General features: G+C 69.0%; 14 protein-coding genes and 5 pseudogenes. 9 read left to right on the top strand and 10 right to left on the bottom strand.

Annotated elements, in window-relative coordinates; all coding sequences use genetic code 11:
* Positions 1-14: 14 nt before the first annotated feature.
* Both OHB49_RS02625 and OHB49_RS02620 read right to left on the bottom strand, forming a co-directional pair.
* Positions 15-231 (bottom strand): annotated as a pseudogene (locus OHB49_RS02625) (IS256 family transposase); the annotation flags it as partial.
* Between the two features lie 383 nt (positions 232-614).
* Positions 615-1592 carry a transposase family protein gene (locus OHB49_RS02620; protein WP_329157548.1) on the bottom strand — a complete coding sequence of 326 codons (978 nt, stop codon included), beginning with the start codon at positions 1590-1592 and terminating at the stop codon, positions 615-617.
* 93 nt (positions 1593-1685) lie between these two features.
* On the opposite strand from OHB49_RS02620, the gene OHB49_RS02615 reads away from it, so the two are divergent.
* Positions 1686-2849: a pentapeptide repeat-containing protein gene (locus OHB49_RS02615; protein ID WP_329157546.1), complete on the top strand. Its 1164-nt coding sequence runs from the start codon at positions 1686-1688 to the stop codon at positions 2847-2849.
* Positions 2850-3423: 574 nt separating this feature from the next.
* Here OHB49_RS02615 and OHB49_RS02610 read toward each other — a convergent pair.
* The 3 genes from OHB49_RS02610 to OHB49_RS02600 form a co-directional block, all read right to left on the bottom strand.
* Positions 3424-3972, bottom strand: coding sequence for a DUF1062 domain-containing protein (locus OHB49_RS02610; RefSeq protein ID WP_329157544.1), 549 nt, complete (start codon positions 3970-3972; stop codon positions 3424-3426).
* A gap of 396 nt (positions 3973-4368) precedes the next feature.
* Positions 4369-5301, bottom strand: a complete 933-nt coding sequence (locus OHB49_RS02605) for a GMC family oxidoreductase (RefSeq protein WP_329157542.1) — start codon at positions 5299-5301, stop codon at positions 4369-4371.
* Entirely contained in the window at positions 5274-5924 is a 651-nt protein-coding gene (locus tag OHB49_RS02600; protein WP_329157541.1) for a GMC family oxidoreductase, read from the bottom strand. The genes OHB49_RS02605 and OHB49_RS02600 overlap by 28 nt, the downstream gene beginning before the upstream one ends.
* A gap of 351 nt (positions 5925-6275) precedes the next feature.
* Between OHB49_RS02600 and OHB49_RS02595 the strand changes: the two genes are divergently transcribed.
* Positions 6276-7208: a LysR family transcriptional regulator gene (locus tag OHB49_RS02595; RefSeq protein ID WP_329157540.1), complete on the top strand. Its 933-nt coding sequence runs from the start codon at positions 6276-6278 to the stop codon at positions 7206-7208.
* A gap of 137 nt (positions 7209-7345) precedes the next feature.
* A complete protein-coding gene (locus OHB49_RS02590; protein WP_329157539.1) occupies positions 7346-8506 on the top strand; it encodes an NAD-dependent formate dehydrogenase in 1161 nt (386 codons plus the stop codon).
* Between the two features lie 130 nt (positions 8507-8636).
* On the opposite strand, the gene OHB49_RS02585 is transcribed toward OHB49_RS02590, so the two are convergent.
* On the bottom strand, positions 8637-9572 hold the full coding sequence (locus tag OHB49_RS02585) for a helix-turn-helix domain-containing protein (RefSeq protein WP_329157538.1): 936 nt from the start codon (positions 9570-9572) through the stop codon (positions 8637-8639).
* Positions 9573-9669: 97 nt separating this feature from the next.
* Here OHB49_RS02585 and OHB49_RS02580 point away from each other — a divergent pair, with 97 nt between their 5' ends.
* The 3 genes and pseudogenes from OHB49_RS02580 to OHB49_RS02570 all read left to right on the top strand — a co-directional run bounded on the left by OHB49_RS02580 (position 9670) and on the right by OHB49_RS02570 (position 13379).
* Positions 9670-11178, top strand: coding sequence for an alpha/beta hydrolase (locus OHB49_RS02580; RefSeq protein ID WP_329157537.1), 1509 nt, complete (start codon positions 9670-9672; stop codon positions 11176-11178).
* 409 nt (positions 11179-11587) lie between these two features.
* Complete coding sequence (locus OHB49_RS02575; RefSeq protein ID WP_329157535.1) at positions 11588-12349, top strand: GNAT family N-acetyltransferase; 762 nt, start codon at positions 11588-11590, stop codon at positions 12347-12349.
* Between the two features lie 171 nt (positions 12350-12520).
* A pseudogene (locus OHB49_RS02570) lies at positions 12521-13379 on the top strand (IS5 family transposase).
* A gap of 17 nt (positions 13380-13396) precedes the next feature.
* Here OHB49_RS02570 and OHB49_RS45735 read toward each other — a convergent pair.
* From OHB49_RS45735 to OHB49_RS02560, 3 genes and pseudogenes are all read right to left on the bottom strand, one after another.
* Positions 13397-13708, bottom strand: coding sequence for a recombinase family protein (locus OHB49_RS45735; protein WP_443079477.1), 312 nt, complete (start codon positions 13706-13708; stop codon positions 13397-13399).
* The gene (locus tag OHB49_RS45730) at positions 13689-13991 is read right to left on the bottom strand and encodes a recombinase family protein (protein WP_443079632.1); all 303 of its coding nucleotides are present in this window, start codon (positions 13989-13991) and stop codon (positions 13689-13691) included. Before OHB49_RS45730 ends, OHB49_RS45735 begins: the two co-directional genes overlap by 20 nt.
* 276 nt (positions 13992-14267) lie before the next feature.
* Positions 14268-14562, bottom strand: a pseudogene (locus OHB49_RS02560) (leucine zipper domain-containing protein); the annotation flags it as partial.
* Between the two features lie 537 nt (positions 14563-15099).
* Here OHB49_RS02560 and OHB49_RS02555 point away from each other — a divergent pair.
* The 3 genes and pseudogenes from OHB49_RS02555 to OHB49_RS02550 all read left to right on the top strand — a co-directional run.
* Complete coding sequence (locus tag OHB49_RS02555; RefSeq protein WP_329166333.1) at positions 15100-15678, top strand: SMI1/KNR4 family protein; 579 nt, start codon at positions 15100-15102, stop codon at positions 15676-15678.
* 57 nt (positions 15679-15735) lie between these two features.
* Positions 15736-15867 (top strand): annotated as a pseudogene (locus tag OHB49_RS45725) (transposase); the annotation flags it as partial.
* Between the two features lie 353 nt (positions 15868-16220).
* Positions 16221-16415 (top strand): annotated as a pseudogene (locus tag OHB49_RS02550) (transposase); the annotation flags it as partial.
* A 63-nt stretch (positions 16416-16478) separates the two neighbouring features.
* Here the strand turns inward: OHB49_RS02550 and murA are convergent.
* A complete protein-coding gene (murA, locus tag OHB49_RS02545) occupies positions 16479-17795 on the bottom strand; it encodes a UDP-N-acetylglucosamine 1-carboxyvinyltransferase (protein WP_443079631.1) in 1317 nt (438 codons plus the stop codon).
* Between the last annotated feature and the right edge of the window lie 24 nt (positions 17796-17819).

Raw genomic sequence — 17819 nt, 5'->3', positions numbered from 1 at the left:
GGTCAATGGGTCCATCACGCTGCGAGTTCTCCGGAACGTTCGACCAACTGCCGTGTTCGAAGACGGCCACAGCACGGACCGACGGGACGAGGCGGGCGCCGTCGACCGCTCGCCAGTGTGGGCCCGAGCGGACTCGACCAACTTGAAGGCCACCGCCAGTCCGGCGGCGCGGGAGCTGGCGCCCCTGGTGACCTTCGTGAGCAGGCGGACGGTGGCGAAGGCGGACTCGATGGATTGTTCGCGGGTGGTCCAAGGGAGTCCGTCAGAGCGGAACAAGCTCAAGCTCAGAAGATCCTCAAGGCTTTCGCCTTGGATGCTACGAGTACTGAACGGCATGGCATGGTCATCCCACGCGAGAGTCCGAGCGCGTATCTGCAGGCGAATGCAGCCACTCAACGAGGGAGACGCACGTGTTCGGAGTGATGCCCCTGGGCGCCAAGATCGCCGCTGCTGTTGTGATCATCGCTGTCGTCGGGCTAGCCATCGCTGCGATCCGCTGGTTCAAAGCACAGCAGCGGTAGGACGCGGTCGTCTCCGGGCCGTGATCGAACCTAACAACCTTGGGAGCGATTGAGTTCGGGGCGTGCTGGCCTGGCGAGTTGGCTGGTGAGTGATCAGCAGGCGGCCTGCCGGCTGAGCACCAGTTCGGTGCTCGCCTTGCGGCGGGTCGCCCGCCGGGCGGAGCGGTCAGAGACCAGGGTGGCGATCGCGAGGTGGGTCTCGGCGTAGGTCTCGCGGCGGCCGGTGAACCGCTGCAGGGGCCGCCACTGCTTGTACTCGGCATTGGTGTGCTCCACGCAGATCCGCGCGGAGGACTGGCGGCGTCTCTGCTCGCGCCAGGCGTGGTGCTCGCCCAGCGGCGCGTCGTCCTTCGGATTCTTCGGCGGGGCGCTGACCTGGCCGGGGAACTCGTTGGCCAGGCCCCGGTAGCCCTCGTCGACCTCGGCCTTGACCTTGGGGTGCCGGTGGAACTGCTCGGCGATGCCCTCGGTGCGCACGGCAGTCTGGTCGTGCATGCGGCCCGGCCGGACCACACCGCTGAACAGGGTGCGACCCTGCGGGTCACTGAAGGTGGTGGTCTTGATGGTGTTCTGCTTCTTCTTGCCGGAGACGAACGCCTTGCGGCCGGGGCGGTGGGTGCGGGGGCGTCGGACCTGCACTTCGGTGCCGTCGATGCGCAGGTCAACGCCCCCCGCGCCGGCGTAGGCGAACAGGTCCTCCAGCGTGCGCAGCCGGACCCCCGGCCGGTCCGGGACGGCGAAGCCGCGGGCCGCCAGCAGCGGGCGGACCTCGCGGATCGCTCCGGAGACGGTGGAGCGGTCCACTGCGTACAACTCGGCCAGAGCGGCGTGCGGGATCCCAAGCCGCAGGTGGACCAGCGTGACCAGGAGCCGGTCGACGAAGACCAGGCGCTGCTTGGGCCCGGCGCCAGCCGCCCGCCTCCGGTCTCCGCCACGCCGCTCGTGTAGCGCCGACTCCCGCGCGGCCTGCCACCGGGGCGCGAGTTCTTTGAGTAACTCGCCGAAGTGTGCGCGCGGGACCCCGGACAGGGCAGGATGGGAACAGGCCGCACGGGCCCAGGTAAACCTCACAACTCACTCAACCCATACGGCCGTTCTCATGTCACGGGCCAGTGCCACAGCACTCTTGATCGTTTACTAAGTGGAGCCTAAGCTCCTGTGCCCATGGAGATGGGGGAACCGGACCGCGGGCGGCGGGCATGGCGCGACGGGCTGGTCAGGCGTCGTACAGCCGTGGCTCTGCTGGCCGGGGCGGCGGGGCTGGTCGTTCTAGGCACAGTGTTCGTCCTACTGCCGGGTGTGGTGGTCGACCACGATCTCGCCGGGGCGAGCGTCGCCGCACAGGATCGACTGAAGGCGGTGAACGATGTCCGTACGACGCTTCTGCAGGTGGTCGGCGGCCTGGTCGTGCTCTTCGGCGCGTATGCCACCTGGCGGCAACTGCGGGTGAGTCAGGACGGTTTGCGCGCCACCCAGGAGGGCTACGTCACCGACCGATTCAGCCGGGCCGTCGACCAGCTCGGCAGCGACAAGCTGGATGTGCGCATCGGCGGGTTGCACGCGCTGTGGCGGATCGCGGAGCAGTCCGCCCGCGACCGGGAGGCCATCATCTCCATCCAGGCCGCGTATCTGCGTACGCACCTGCCCTGGCCACCCGCCGGGCCGGAATCACCGGCGGCAGACGTGCCCATCAATGACATCGCACCCCTGGAGACTCGCGCCGCCGACGCCCAGGTGGCGCTGACCGCGCTCGGCGTGCTGTGCCAGCACCGGGAGCAGTCCTGGGTCAATCTCAGCATCACCGACTTGCGCCGGGCCGACTGCGACGGACTCTGGTTCCCCGAGGTCAACTTCGACCGCGCTTGCCTGGAGGCCGCCGGCCTGTACCACGCCAATCTGACCCAGGCGTCCCTGGTCTCGGTCAACCTGCGGCACGCCGACCTCACGACTGCGATTCTCCGTCGGGCTCGCTGCATTCTGGCCGACCTACGGGGCGCGAAGCTGGTCGAAACCGACTTGCGTGACGCCGACTTCACTGAGACCGACCTGCGCGAGGCGAACCTGCGCAAGGCCGTCGCCCACGGCGCGGTCTTCCAACGCGCCGATCTCCGCATGGCCGACTTGCGCGGCACCGACTTGAGCACCGCCAACCTTGTCGAAGCACGCCTGACCGGCGCCGTGGCCAGCGAGCACACCCGCTGGCCCGCCGACTTCGACCACACGGCCGCCGGAGTCGTCGACACCGATGACCCCGGCCCCGAGCCCTCGCCCCTACTCCAGCCCCCGGGGATGACGTGGCAGGCGCCGCCGCTGCGGTCCACTCCCTGACCAAGACGCGCCGGTCAAGACAGCGGCGACCGCGATCCGCCTGACGGCACCACTCCTCCTCAGCGGCGTCCTGATCGCGCAGGGGCCCAGACCGCCAGGCAGATCCGGAGCTGGTATCGCTCCCAAGGTCGTAAGGGCTGTCCCGTAATCCCTGGCGGGCGCGCGACGACAGCTACGGGCACCTCGCCGCGTTGTCGGAACGCCCGAATACGCCCAGTATGAGGACGCTCCTCCGCCTTGCGATGCACCGCATCTGACGCCGCGCGCTGATCCACCAGGGATTACGGGACAGCCCTTAGGGCGTGAGGCGTTCCTATCGAGGTACGGCTTCAGCGAGGCCCACATATATGTCCTCGTGTACCAAGGGTGATCGGGCAGTCCACCGCAGTGCGCACGAGACCAGTGTGGCAGGCAAGCAGCACCCTGCCGTCCAACCCCGGCTCGGCTCGAGCGACAACCCGGTCCGGTCGACCGAGCGTTGGTTCGCCAGTGAGTTGTACGGCATCAGCCGGACTCAGGTTATGGGGCCTGTCCGGCGGATCTTGCCGGACAGGTCCCTGGTCCCGAGGAGGGCTCAGCGCTTGAGCGTGAAGGTGAAGTCGCCGGAGAGCTTGCCGGTCAGCCGGACTGCCGAAACGAGATTCCCCTCCGTGATGAGTCTCTCGACCTCGGCCCGCGAAAGACCGCAACCGTCAGCGATCAATCGCACCGGCCGAACAGGGATCCGCGCCGCAAAACGGACCGAGACGTCGATCACCTCGCGGTGCAGGTGATCCGATCCACCGGTATCGAGATGCCAGGCGTTGTCCCAGTCGAGGGCGATGCGATTACGGCGCCGCACGACCGGATCCTGGAGCAGCTCAGCTGTCAGGCCAGGGTCGTTGTCATGCAGCCGGTCCAGCAGCTCAGGTCGTACGGAGCGCACATTCATCCGCTCCAGGACCGTGAGCTTTGCAGTTACCCCGCAAGCGGTACAGAGCACGAGGAGCCAGGCGTCGAGGAGTTTGTGGTTTGCGTTGACGCGAAATTTGCCGCTTGCCCGGAAACGTTCGGACGCGCACGCGTGGCAACGGCGGAGAACGAGCGGCAGGCAGGCGGGCGCGACCACCCAGTTGTTGAGCACAGAAGTACACCGGTTTCAGTGAGAAGTCCGCAGCAAAAAGGAGCGCGGCGCACAGGCGCGACGCGCGACGATTCAGCGCTCGGGAGGTCTCACAGGGTGTACAACGGCAGGTCCTTGACTAGACGACTCGGTGCGGCAGCACGGTAATGGCGGACAGCGGCTCTGTTCCACCGGTTTTCGAGCGCCTCACCGCCGAGCCGGATCGCGGCGACGGTGCCGTGGAAGACGTTGGACGGCCCGGAGGTTCGTGTCCCACATGCCTTTCGCGGACCAGCGGCTGTGTCGTTCGTAGACGGTCTCCCATTCCAAGGCCGTGACGCGACCGGCATGACCGTCATCGACCGATCCGGCTGGAGCTACCGACCCGACGGCAGCCGTGCCCGACGGGGCGGGGTGTCACGGTGAACCACGGGATCCGGATCGGTGGGTGCGCAGGAGTTCTGCTGCTCGTTCGGCGATCGCATAGACAGTGGCGTTGGTATTGGCGGAGATGACCGAGGGCATCACCGAGGCGTCCGCCACGCGCAGTCCGCTCACCCCGCGTACGCGCAGGGCGGGGTCGACCACGGCCGTCTCATCGACACCGATCCGGCATGTGCCGGCGTAGTGGCTGTAGGAGCGGAGATTCCTGAAGAGATAGGCGCGCAGTCCTTCGTCGTCGTGGACGTCCGGGCCTGGGAGGGCCTCTTTTCCCCGCCAGTGGGCGAGTGCGGGGGCGCTTCCGATCTCGCGGGCCACGCGAAGGCCATGGACCATGCGATCGGTATCCCGGTCGTCGCTGTAGTAGCGGGGGTTGATGATCGGGGACGCGCCCGGCGTGGGGCCCGCGAGGCGTATCGTGCCATGGCTGAAAGGGGTCATGAGGGCGACCATGATCGTGTAACCCTGCCCGACATCGGGACCGGGCAGGTGGTTCTCCCGCAGGGGGAGATCCACGAGCGTGAGCTGCAGGTCAGGGCCGGGGATCCGTGAGCTGCTGCGGATCAGGCCCTGCATCTCGGCGTGGTTGTTCAACGTGGTGGGCAGGGGGCGCGCCGACTGGTACACGATGCCGGAGATCGCATGATCTTGAAGGTTGGTGCCGACACCGGCCAGGTGCACCGCGGTGGCGATGCCGACCTGGTCGAGGTGGTCCTGCGGCCCGATGCCGGACAGCATCAACAACTGAGGTGACCCCACTGCTCCCGCGCAGAGAACGACTTCTCCGGAGCACCGCACGGTCACGCTGTCGCCCTCCGTGCTGTACTCCACGCCCGTACAACGGTCGCCGTCCAGCGTCACCCGGTGCACGAGGGCGCCGGTCACGACGTGGAGGTTGGAGCGGTCCATGACCGGCCGGAGGTAGGCCGTGGCGCCGTCCTGCCGCGTGCCGTCGGCATGCTCATATCGGTCCAGCCGAACCCCTCCTGCAGTCCACCGGAGAGGTCCTCCGCCTCGGTGTACCCGGCCTCCAGGGTTGCTGCCAGAAATGCCTGGGCCACCGGATGGCGTTCGACAGCGGGGCCCACCCTTAACGGACCGTCCAGCCCGCGTACCGTGGCGTCCCGGCCCGCGACGCCCGTGAGATCCTCGCTCCGCTTGAAGTACGGGAGAAGATCGTCGTAGCCCCAGCCCTCCACACCGGCCTCGTTCCAGCTGTCGTAGCTGGTGTGGTGACCACGCAGGAAGTTCATCGCGTTGATCGACGAAGATCCACCCAGGCCGCGACCGCGGGGCCACGGCACTCTGAGGCCGGTTGTGGTCTGCGGCACCGTCTCATCTGCCCAATCCGCCGACGACCCCAGCAGGGTTGGCCAGGCAGGCGGAACCGCCATGGCTTCCAGCGGCCGTCTTCCGCCTGCCTCCAGCAGCAACACCTGCGCGTCGCTGTCCTCCGACAGACGCGCAGCGACCACGCATCCAGCAGATCCGGCCCCGACGACCAGGTAGTCGAATTCGGTTACGGATGCCACGACCAGTGCCGCCTTTCTCACCCGCTTCAAGAATAAATGGGAGAAAATGGACTCATCAGAAGTCTCTCCTCGACCGAGGTGCGCTGCAACCATGGCCGACGGCAACATGCACAGACTGCCGCTTCACCACGAGTGATGGCGTAACCGGGTTTGCCGCGACACCATCCGCCCTCCGGTGCGCGGTCTCCGGGCCCACCCCCAGCAGGCGCGCCTGCGGGTCTCCTCCGCGAACCGGAACAGCATGTGCCGCAGCCCGACCGACACCGGGACCGGCGGCGAGGCCTGCCCCATGCTGTAGGTCGGCATATGGAAACCCTGGGCCCTACCCCGCAGCCCCCTCGGAGGTCGTGCATGCTGCTGCGTCAGCTGGAATACCTGGTCGCCCTCGCCCGCGAACGCCACTTCGTCCGCGCGGCGGCCGCCTGCTACGTCTCCCAGCCGTCGCTGTCCGCCGCGATCCGCCGTCTCGAACACGAACTCGGGGTGCCGATAGTGCGCCGGGGGCGACGGTACGAGGGGCTGACACCGGAGGGCGAGGTGGTCCTGGCGTGGGCGCACCGCATCCTCGCCGAACGGGACGGGCTGCAGCAGGAGTTGTCGGCGTTACGAGGCGGCCTGACCGGCACCCTCCGCCTGGGCGTGGTTCCGACCGCCCTGCCCACCGCCTCCCTGCTCACGAACCCCTTCTGCGAGCATCACCCGCAGGCCAGGGTGAGCATCGAGTCGCTGTCCTCGGCCGAGATCTGGCACGGGCTGGCCGAGTTCGAGCTGGACGCGGCGATGACATACCTCGACGACGACACCCGGGGCGGCGGTCTGCGCCGGCTGCCCCTGTACGAGGAGCGGTACGTCCTGCTCACTCCGGTCGACGGCCCGCTCGCCACCGCGGCCACGGCCCGCTGGGCGCAGGCCGCCGCGCTCCCGCTGTGCCTGCTCGGCCCACGTATGCGTAACCGCCGCATCATCGACGAGTGCTTCGCCGCCGACGGTGCCACCGCCGCTCCGGCGATCGAGTCGGACAGCGTTGCCGGGCTGTACGCGCACCTGCCCGGTGGCCACTGGTCCAGCGTGATCTCGCACGCGTGGCTGCACATGTTCGGCGTACCGGACGGCATGCGAGTGGTTCCGCTGGAGGGGCCCGCGTACGGACCACGGGTCGGGCTGGTCACCGGCCCCGACCCGCCCTCGGTTCTCGCCGCGGCCCTGCCGGCGGTGGCCCGGGCGGCTGACGTACGACAGGCGCTGGACGAGCTCCTGCGCACCTACCTCGGCGGACACGGATGACGACGGGCGGGCCGGCCGGTGCCCGACGGTGATAGCTGTCGGCTATACGGGCATAGCGAGGTTCGCTTTGACTAGGGTGTTCGACCCCGAGGATCGTGAACTTCACCTACTGGAAACGTAGTTGAGGAGCCGTGACCATGGCCAAGGTGCTCTGTGTCCTGTACGACGACCCCACCGACGGATATCCGACCTCGTACGCCCGTGACGATCTCCCCGCCATCGACAACTACCCGAGCGGCCAGACCACTCCGACCCCCGAGGCGATCGACTTCACGCCGGGTCGTCTGCTCGGCAGTGTCTCCGGCGAACTCGGTCTGCGCGGTTTTCTGGAGAAGGCCGGGCACACCCTTGTCGTCACCTCGGACAAGGACGGCGACGGTTCGGTCTTCGACCGGGAGTTGGCCGACGCCGATGTCGTGATCTCGCAGCCGTTCTGGCCCGCGTACCTGACCCCGGAGCGCATCGCCGCCGCCAAGAACCTCAAGCTCGCGATCACCGCGGGCATCGGCTCCGACCACGTCGACCTCGACGCGGCGATCGCGCACGGCGTGACGGTCGCCGAGGTCACGTACAGCAACAGCATCAGCGTCGCCGAGCACGTGGTGATGATGACGCTGTCGCTCGTGCGGAACTACTTGCCCTCCCACCAGGTGGTCCTGGACGGCGGGTGGAACATCGCGGACTGCGTGGCCCGGTCGTACGACCTGGAGGGCATGCATGTCGGCACGGTCGCCGCCGGACGCATCGGGCTGGCCGTACTGCGCCGTCTCGCTCCCTTCGACGTCAAGCTGCACTACACCGACCGCTACCGGCTGCCCGAGGACGTCGAGCGGGAGCTGGGGCTGGTCTTCCACGAGAGCGCGGCGGACATGGTGCCGCACTGCGACGTAGTCACCGTCAACGCGCCGCTGCACCCCGAGACCGAAGGGCTGTTCGGCGACGAGCTGTTGGCCACGATGAAGCGTGGCGCGTATCTGATCAACACGGCCCGGGCGCGAATCGTCGACCGGGACGCCGTCGAACGCGCGCTGCGCAGTGGACAGCTGGCGGGTTACGCGGGAGACGTCTGGTACCCGCAGCCGGCCCCCGCCGACCACCCCTGGCGCACGATGCCGCACCACGGCATGACCCCGCACATCTCCGGGTCCTCGCTCTCCGCGCAGGCCCGGTACGCGGCCGGTACCCGAGAGATCCTGGAGTCCTGGTTCGCGGGCCGTCCGATCCGTGACGAGTACCAGATCGTCGATGGAGGAGCCCTGGCCGGAACCGGCGCCCACTCCTACTCGGTGACCCGGTGAATCGGTGAAGTGATTGGAGGCTGCCGCCCGGCCCGCTCAGGCACGGTCGATGCGCATGTTCGTCGGCTTCACCCGGGCGGCGGCCTCCACGTCGACCCCCAGAGCGGTCGGCCGAGCGGGCGTGCCCCGCTCAGCCGGCGGCTGCGGCGACGTCGGTCTCCAGCGAGGCCCGCATCCACTCGTGGGCGGCCCCGAGGGTCGGCTCCGGCGAGCCGGTCAGCTCGCCGGTCAGTTCCCAGTACCGGTCGACCATTGGATCGGCGGCCAGCGCCAGCAGCCCATTGAGCCTGCGGCGGAACTCCGGGCTGTCCCGCAGGCCGCGCGAGTCGGCGTGGGCCGCGACGAAGCAGTCGAGTGCCTGCCCCCGCTCCGGTGCCCGGTTCGTCTTCAGCTCAGCCGCGGCCAGCGTGTACGCATCGAAGAGGCCGTCGTACAGCACGTCGGGGCGGCGGACCTCGTCGGTCCGGTTGCCCGCCGGCCGGCGGGGGTCGACGGCCGGGCAGGGCGCGGTGGCGATGGCGTACAGCCGGGCGAAGGTCAGCACCTGGTCCGGCGTCGGATCGGCCGGCGGCTGCGGTACCGCGTACTCGAGGATCGAGGAGACCAGCCGGGACGACAGCCGGACCGGCAGCGCCCCCCGCCAGAAGCGTGCCAGCGGCGCCGTACTGGGCGGGGTGGAAACCCTGCCGACCAGCCGCAGGCGGTCTGCGCGCTCCTCGGCCGGGCAGTCCCGGATCACCTGCAGGGCCGCCTCCCGCCAGCGCAGCGCGGTCAGTTGGGAGCCGAGCTCGCGCAACTGTCCGTCGATGGCGTCCTCCAGAGCGTCCGCCAGACCGTCGCCGTGGTCGAGCACCCGGCCCACCTCCGGCACCGGCAGATCGAGGGTGCGCAGCGAGCGGATCAGCCGCAGCCGTTCCAACGCGTCGGGCCCGTACCGCCGGTGCCCGCCGGAACTGCGGGAGGCCTCGGGCAGCAGACCGCAGTCGGAGTAGAAGCGGACTGTCTTCACGGTGACGCCCGCCCGCTCGGCGAGCTCGCCGATGCTCCACATTCCGTCAGGGGACAAGGCTTGAACCTCCCTCAGGGGGAGTTCCTACCGTACCTGCGAGCGCGGACGACCGGTACGGCCGGCCGCGCGGACCGCGGCACGCAAGGAGGCGATCATGTCGGCATTCGTATTGGTTTCCGGACCTTTCACCGGTGGCTGGATCTGGCGGGAGACCGCCGAACGGCTGCGCGGTTCCGGGGCGGAGGTACACCCACTGACCCTCACCGGCCTCGGGGAGCGCCGCCACCTGGCCGGGCGGGACACCGACCTGGAGACGCACATCGATGACGTGGTGCAACTGATCGACCACCTCGACGCGCCGGAACTGGTGCTGGTCGGCCACGACTACGCCATCCATCCGGTGCTGGGTGCCGCCGACCGCCGCCCGGAGCGGATCAGCCGGGTCGTTCACCTGGACGCAGGCCTGCCGCAGGACGGCGACGCCGCCCTCGCCCTTGTCCCGGACCAGGAGGTTCGCGAGCGGCTGCAGCGCCGGGACGGGCCGGCCGAGCACGACTGGCGGATCCCCGTGCCGCAGCCCGACGAGTGGCAGCGCTGGGGCAGCACCGCCGGCCTCCCGGCGGAGGCGCTGGCCCAGCTGGACCGGTACGCCGCGCCGCAGCCGTCCGGCACCCTCGTCCAGCCGCTGCGGCTGACCGGGGCGCTCGCCGGAGTGCCCACCACAGGCGTCTTCTGCACGGCCGGCGGGGTGACCATCGCCATGGTCGAGACGCTGGTTCGGAGTGGGCCGCCGCAGTTCCGGGCGCTCGCCGACCCCCGGGTCAGCTTCTTCGAACTCGCCACGGGACACTGGCCGATGCTCTCCGCCCCCGACGAGCTGGCCGCCGTCCTGCTCCGGGCGGCCGTCGGCGAGGGGCACCGGATCACCGCGAGCGGCGACGAACAGCCCTTCTACCTCAAGCCCTTCGTGCTGGACGTCCCTGAGCGGCCGCGCGAGCGGATCGGTTCGGTCGACCTCCATCTGCCGGACGCCGACGGGCCCAGGCCCGCCGTCGTGTTCGTTCACGGCGGCCCCGTAGCTGCCGAGCTGCGGCCCACGCCGCGGGACTGGCCGGTCTACACCGGCCACGCCCGGTACGCGGCGAGCCGGGGCGTCGTCGGCGTGACCGTCTACCACGGCCTGTACGCCCTCACCGACTACGCGCAGGCCGCCGAGGACATTGCCGCGGCCGTCGAACTCGTGCGGGCCGACCCGCGGGTGGACGCCGACCGCATCGCCCTGTGGTTCTTCTCCGCCGGTGGGCTGCTCTCCGCCGACTGGCTCGCCGCGCCGCCACCGTGGCTGCGCTGCGTCGCCGCGAACTACCCGGTCCTCGCGCCGCTCCCCGGCTGGAGCGCGGTGGACGCGCGGTTCAGTCCCGTGGCCGCGGTGCGGACGGCCGGGGAGCTGCCGATCGTCCTCACCCGGGCCGGCCTGGAACACGCCGAGTTCGCGGCCACCGTCGAGGAGTTCCTGGCCGCCGCCAAGGCCGTCGACGCCCGCATCGAGACCATCGACGTCCCGGCCGGCCACCACGGCTTCGACGCGGCCGACCACACCGACGACTCCCGCCACGCCGTGGCAGCCGCCCACGACGCAGTCCTGGCCCACCTCCAGGCCTGACCGTGAGGAGATCGACCGGCAGTACATCGACACGCACGGCGCCTCGATCGTCGGCTTCGCCTTCGCCCACATGAACTACCGGGACAAGCGCAGTTCCGGCTGCTGATCCCAAGTCTCGGCTTCGGCCTATGTCTGCTCGGTGGGCTGGGCGGCCTCGCGTGCGCTCCTGCCCGCCGGCTGGGCCGCCAGAGCCCGAACCGCCACGGCCCTGCGCACCGAATAGGAGGTCAGGTTCAGAGCTCGTGCCTCCGACCCCCACCGCAAGGAGCGGTGGGGGTCGGTTGGCTGGTTCCCTCCAACTGGCGCGGGAAGCGGGAGTTCCGGAGCTCTTTCAGCTCCGGGATTTAGAGCGTCCGCCGGTAGGGAAAAGTTGTTGCCCGCGGCAGTGGGCGGGACGATCATGACGAAGATGTCGGATCTGCTTGAGCGCGTGACCGCCTTCCGCGCCGCCTTCGCCCGCCGCCAGGCCTCTGAGACCGTCGAGTTGCCCGGGGCCTTCGCCGTCCGCGACTCGGACTTCTCCCAATCCCAGGAGCACAACCAACTGATCGTCCACGCCTCAGACGCCGACCCGGCGGCACTGCCCGAACTGGCTGCACAGGGCCTCGGACCGCGCCAGCAGTACCGGATCACGGTGCTGGACGAGGCGCTCGGGGAGCGGGCCACCCCGGTGCTGGCGGCGGCCGGCTACGACCGGGACACCGAGCTGATACTGGCCCGGGACACGGCAGGCTGCGCGCTGCCCGAACCTGCCGCGCACCCGGTCGAGCTGGCCGAGCTGCGAGCAGCGGTGTTCCGCCAGCAGCTGGACTGGGGCTTGGACGAGGATCTCGCTCGACAGCTCACCGAGCGCCGCACCGCCCGCCTGCGCGGCGCCGAGAAGGTATTCTTCCTGGCCGCCCGGACACCGGATGGGGAGATCGCGGCCTGGGCCGACCTCTACCTCGACCGAACCGCCGGGCTGGCTCAGCTGGAGGACCTCGTCACCGCCGTGCCGCACCGTAAGCAGGGCCACGGAGACACCCTGCTCGCCACAGGTCTGGCGTTGGCCGCCGCTGCCGGGATCCCGCAGCTCTTCCTCATCGCGGACGTGACCGACTGGCCGCGCGAGTGGTACTCCTGCCGCGGTTTCACCGAGCTCGGCCGCATCTACTCCTTCCTCAACCGCTGACGGCGGGGATGAACCGGGGCCCACTGCTGCCGAGCACCCTGAGCCCGGGTTCGGCGCAAACCAGCGACAGTGCGCCAACTTCCCCAAGGTGTACGCGAGTAGGCGATAGCAGAGCAGATACGGTTCGCCCGATCATGGAGCTCTCTACGCTTCATGATCACCGGGGGATCCGTGCCTGCTTTCCCATCATGCATTCTCGCCCCGATCCGCGACCAGTTCCTCGCGCTGCTGCCTGTGCCTGTGCGCGAGGACCGGCACCCGCTGCTGCCACAACCCGAGGATCAGCGATGCGCTCGTCTTCGACCGCCTGGTGCAGGTCCTGGTCTTCGGCTGCGGATACGAACGTGCCGCCGACGAGCACTGCTCGGCCACCACCTTGCGCCGGCGCCGCGACGAGTGGATCGCCGCTGGTGTGATGGAGACCTTGCGGCTGATCGCGCTCGCCGCCTACGACCGCATGATCGGCCTCGAACTCGACCACCTGAGCGCCGATGGCTGCATCACCAAGGCGCCCTCTGGTGGCGAGTGCGCAGGCAGGAGCCCGGTCGACCGAGCCAAACCCGGCACGAAACGCTCGCAGTTGACCGACGGTACCGGCATACCGCTGGTCACCGAGCCCGCACCGGCCAACACCCGCGACCACACCCTGCTGCCCGCTACCCTCGACCGCTTCACCGCCCTGGAGCCGACCCTCGGGCCGTTGCCCAGGCACCACCCGCGTCTTGCTCTGGATGCCGGATACGACTACCACATGTTCCACGACGACCTGGCCGCCCGCGGGATCGCCGCGCGCATCGCCGCGCGCGGCGCGAAGACCCCGATCCAGACCGGCGGCCGTTGGGTGGTAGAGCGCACGAACTCCTGGATGAACAACTTCGGCAAACTCCGACGCTGCACCGAACGTCGGAGAGCGGCCATCGAGTTCTTCCTCGCCCTGGCCGCCGCCGTCCTCACCGTCCGCTGCCTGATCCGACGCTCTTGGCCGCTCTACCGCTGGAACACCCGACCCCGAAACCCACGCATCCGATGACCTGCTGGCGGACGCTCTTAGTTAAAGAGCGTGCCGACGGAGACACCGAGGATCTTGGCGATGGTGGTGACGCTGTTGGCCGGGTCGGGCAGCATGTCGCGGGCCGCGCGGATGAGGTCCTCGTTGACGACGGTGGGGCGCCCTCCCGTACGGCCGCGGGCGCGGGCGGCGGCCAGGCCCTCGTGGGTGTCGGCGACGATGAGTGCGCGGATGAACTCCGCCAGGGCGGCAAAGACGTGGAAGATCAGGCGCCCGCCCGGGGTGGTGGTGTCGAGCGCCTCGTGCAGGGACCGGAAGCCGATGCCGCGCTCACGGAGTTCGGCGACCATGTTGACGAGGTCCTGGAGTGACCGGCCGTAGCGGTCGAGGGGGGACGACCAGGGTGTCGCTAGGGGTGAGGAAGGCGTGGAACGCCATGAGCTCGGCGCGGAGGTTGTTTTTGCTCGACTTCTTGTCGGCGAAGATGCGGCGGCAGCCCGCCGCGGTGAGCGCGTCAGCCTGGCGGTCGAGCTTCTGCCCGCCGGTCGAGAGCCGGGCGTACCCGATCCGGACGTCGGTGAGAATCGCGGGCGAGGGCGTGAGGAGTTCGGATGGCTCCATAGGCGCGTTCATGCTGGTGATCGGAGAGCTACTTGTCACTTCGCCGTAGCTTCGGGGTGCCGACCTGTGCGCGGCATCATCGCCGCGCAGGACACGTTCCTGGACGCGGCGGGCCGTTTGACTGAGGTGGACGCACCTGGCTCGCGAAACTCTGTCCGGCCGTCGACACTGCCGCGGTCGCCGCGTACGACGCACAGCGCCCGAAGGGCCTGTTCTGACGCTGCACACCCGCGCGACCCCCGCCGAGCGCCGCCGGACACTGCGCGAACAGCTCGCTTCAGGGCGGCTGTTAAGGCTGAGCAGGTGGGCGATGCGGGCAAGGCCCCACCGTCGCAGGATCCGGACCTTGATGATCCGTCGTTCGGTCCGCGTCGGGGTCCGGCGTGGGCTGGTGTGCGGACGGCTGGCCGGTCCGCCATGCTCGCCTCGCCGGACAGCCAGTAACGGTCCGCCCAACGCTGGGCTGTCGTTGGTGAGACCTGGAAGCGCTCGGCCGCCCGCCGCAGAGGCCAGCCGTCCTCGACGACACAACAGGCCAGACCAGACGTCCAGTCTCGGTCAGGGGGGCATTACGGTGAGGCACGAGGGCCTTTCCGGTCGCCGGTGCAGATGTCGCAATCCACACCAGGCCAGAAGGCCCTCACCCATTTCAAGATCACTCAAGCGTGACCCCCGTCACCAACCTCCATGGACAGAACACCTAGCGGGCACTCGCCAGCTCCGAGGAGACCTCTGCCTTGTCGGTCAGGTCGGACACATCGAGGGAGGCCAGCGGAATCTTCGAGAACATCGGCGGCCCCTCCTCGGGTGTCGGCGCTGTCGGGACGTAGATCCATTCGGTGAAGGCGTAGTCGTAGGTGTCGCAGTCCCGCAGGATCGCCTTGCGCTGCAGTCACCGGCCACCCATACCCTGTCGCCCCGTCAGCAGCGCTTGTGTGCTTGTGCGTTGCTGGCGTGCCGAGCTCCCGGACAGGGAACCCCCTTCGTACTTCTCCCAATTTCGATCATGAAACGAACAGGGATCATCACCGTACGTTCGGGGCGGGAACTCGCCGAGACCGGTGCCTCGGTCGGTGGCATCGTCACCGCAGGCTGCTGCAGCACTGACCCACCGGCAGGCATGAACACGGAAGCCTGCGACCCAGCCGAGTTGGCCGCCCTCCGCGAGATCTTCGCGTCCCGTCCCGAGGCGGTGCCGCCAGTCGGCTCGGAGGCGGTGCGGTCCTTCCAGGCGGAGCACGGCATCGTGCTCCCGGAGCCGTACCGCACATTCGTGGCAGAGATCTGCGACGGACTGCGCGCGGGGCCGCCCTACTACGGTCTGCTGCCCCTCGCGCAAACGCCCTCGGACTGGGGCTCGGACCGCCCCGAGCGCCTGCTTGCCGAGCCTTTTCCGCTCACGGCGGCATGGCTGTGGGAGGCGGAGGGCGACGAGGCGGCGCTGTCTGAGCAGGAGTTCGAAGACCGGATGGACTCCGTGTTCGACCACGGCTCACTGCTGCTGGGCACCGACGGCTGCGGCATGTACTGGCACCTGATCGTCACCGGCCCGCAGCGCGGTCACGTCTGGCTGATCGACGAGAACGGCGCGATGCCCTTCGGTACCCGGCCGGGCACCTCCCTGATGCCGGGCACGCCCGGTTTCGCGGGGTGGGTGACCCACTGGACCCAGGGCCGCTCCTGGTTCGCGGATGCCTAGGGCGTTTCCTTCCGATCATCGGATCGTTGGTCTGGCCGTGCCGTTGACTGATGCGCAGTGGGCGCGGTAGAGCCGTTGTTACCTGATCGGACGCTGAGACGAGGCGGTCGGTGGCGTGATCACCGGCAGATGATCGATGCCATCGCCTGGAAGTTCCAGACCGGGTCGCAATGGGTGCACCTCCCGGCCGAGTACGGACGGGTTCACGCGGATCCCGTTCGGCCGCAGTCTGGCCCCCTCGATGCTCCACCAGCACCATTCCCACAAAGAGGCCGCCGCCCGCATCGCCTGGTGCATCAACAACCGGGCCATCGGCGAGGTCGGCGCCGGCAAGACCGTTGCTCTCAAGGGCGCCGTCGCGATGCTCGACCCGGCCCGATACACCGTGACTACCAGCCCAACCCCGAGGTCGGCATGCGGGGCCTCTACGACCGCATCGTCACCAGCCTCGGCGGCACCCCCAAGTTCCACTCCGCGGCCCTGGCAGCACAGGCTTCCGCCGCGCTGGCCGCCGAGGTCGATGAACGGGGCCGAACCCCCGCCCCTGGCAGCGCGGATCGAACGAGAACACGAACGGCCTGTTGCGCCAGTACTTCCCCAAGGGCACGGATCTGTCCCAGCACACCAGGGAGCACCTGGACGCCGTCGCCGCCGAACTCAACAGCCGACCACGCAAAACGCTCGGCTGGGAAACCCCAGCCGAGCGCCTCACTAAGCTCCTGGCACTAGCCAATTGATCACTGTGTTGCAACGACCCCTGGAATTCGCCCTCGCCCGGGGCGCAGCGATGCGGGTAGTGCTTAGAGGGGCTGGGTGGAGATGCGGGCACCGACTGCGGTCAGCTTCTCGACGGGGTTCTCGTAGCCGCGTTCCAGGTAGCGGGTGCCGCTGATGGTGCTCGTACCGTCGGCGACGAGTGCCGCGAGTACGTACCCGAAGCCGGCCCGCAGGTCCGGGATTTCGAGGTCGGCGCCGGTGAGGTGGTTGGGGCCGCTGATCTTGGCGGTGTGCAGGAAGTCCCGGTTGTGGAACCTGCAGCCGGTCGCGCCCAGGCATCGGGTCGTGAGCTCGACCGCAGCTCCCATGCTCCGTAGTTGTTCGGTGTAGCCGAACCTGTCCTCGTAGATCGTCTCGTGGACGATGGAGGTGCCCTCGGCCTGAGTGAGCAGGACCGCGAGGGGCTGCTGCCAGTCGGTCATGAACCCGGGGTGGACTCCGGTTTCGATGTCGATGGCGGTCAGCGGGCGGGCCCTCCAGAATTCCAGGCCGTCCTTCGTCTCGGCGAACTCGCCGCCGATGTGCCGGAGGGTGTTGAGGAAGGTGACCAGGTGTTCCTGCCGGGCTCCCTTTACCTCGATGCGTCCGTCGGTGGCGACGGCCGCCGCGGCGAAGGATGCGATCTCGATGCGGTCCGCGATCGTGTGGTGCTCGACTCCGCGCAGGGTGCTGACACCCTCGATAGTGATGGTGCGGTCGGTGTCGATGGTGATGAGCGCTCCCATCTTTTGGAGCATCAGGATCGTGTCCACGATTTCGGGTTCCACCGCCGCGTTGCGGATCACGGTGGTTCCGCTGGCGAGTACGGCCGCCAGGAGCAGGTTCTCTGTGGCGCCGACACTGGGGAACGGCAGGTCGATGTGCGCGCCGATGAGACGGTCGGCGTGCACCTTGACGGAGGTGGGGCGCTCCACGATGTCAGCGCCCATCTGCCGCAGGCCTTCCAGGTGGAAGTCGATGGGGCGCTTGCCGATGGTGCATCCACCGGGCAGAGGGACGATGGTCTCTCCGCGCCTGTGCAGCAGCGGCCCCATCATGAGGATCGGGATCCGGTTGACCCCTGAGTACATCGCGGACAGGGACGCGCCGAACACCTTGGGCGTGTGCACGCTGACCGTGTGCTCATCGATCCAGGCGACTTCCGTGCCCAGCTCGGCGAGCATGCCGAGGACGAGATCGACCTCAACGATGCGCGGGACTCCGTGCAGGACACAGGGTTCGTCGGTCAGCAGGCCGGCGACGAGTTGCTTGGTCACCGAGTTTTTCGCACCGGATGCTGTGATCGCCCCGCTCAGTGGCACACCACCGGTGATGCGGTAGGTGTGCCGGTCGGCGGCCATGGGCGTGGACTGCCCCTGCAGGCT

It is taken from the genome of Streptomyces sp. NBC_01717, assembly GCF_036248255.1.
Lineage (GTDB): Bacteria > Actinomycetota > Actinomycetes > Streptomycetales > Streptomycetaceae > Streptomyces.
The sequence above is the reverse complement of the archived record's forward strand: the minus strand, read 5'-3'. Positions and strand labels throughout refer to the sequence as shown.

Coding starts and splice junctions, on each gene's coding strand:
- murA (WP_443079631.1), bottom strand. CDS start 17,795: ATGGCCGCCGACCGGCACACCTACCGCATCACCGGTGGTGTGCCACTG.
- OHB49_RS45735 (WP_443079477.1), bottom strand. CDS start 13,708: ATGGTCGCCGAACTCCGTGAGCGCGGCATCGGCTTCCGGTCCCTGCAC.
- OHB49_RS02555 (WP_329166333.1), top strand. CDS start 15,100: ATGAACACGGAAGCCTGCGACCCAGCCGAGTTGGCCGCCCTCCGCGAG.
- OHB49_RS45730 (WP_443079632.1), bottom strand. CDS start 13,991: ATGAACGCGCCTATGGAGCCATCCGAACTCCTCACGCCCTCGCCCGCG.
- OHB49_RS02580 (WP_329157537.1), top strand. CDS start 9,670: ATGTCGGCATTCGTATTGGTTTCCGGACCTTTCACCGGTGGCTGGATC.
- OHB49_RS02615 (WP_329157546.1), top strand. CDS start 1,686: ATGGAGATGGGGGAACCGGACCGCGGGCGGCGGGCATGGCGCGACGGG.
- OHB49_RS02595 (WP_329157540.1), top strand. CDS start 6,276: ATGCTGCTGCGTCAGCTGGAATACCTGGTCGCCCTCGCCCGCGAACGC.
- OHB49_RS02605 (WP_329157542.1), bottom strand. CDS start 5,301: ATGGACCGCTCCAACCTCCACGTCGTGACCGGCGCCCTCGTGCACCGG.
- OHB49_RS02575 (WP_329157535.1), top strand. CDS start 11,588: ATGTCGGATCTGCTTGAGCGCGTGACCGCCTTCCGCGCCGCCTTCGCC.
- OHB49_RS02590 (WP_329157539.1), top strand. CDS start 7,346: ATGGCCAAGGTGCTCTGTGTCCTGTACGACGACCCCACCGACGGATAT.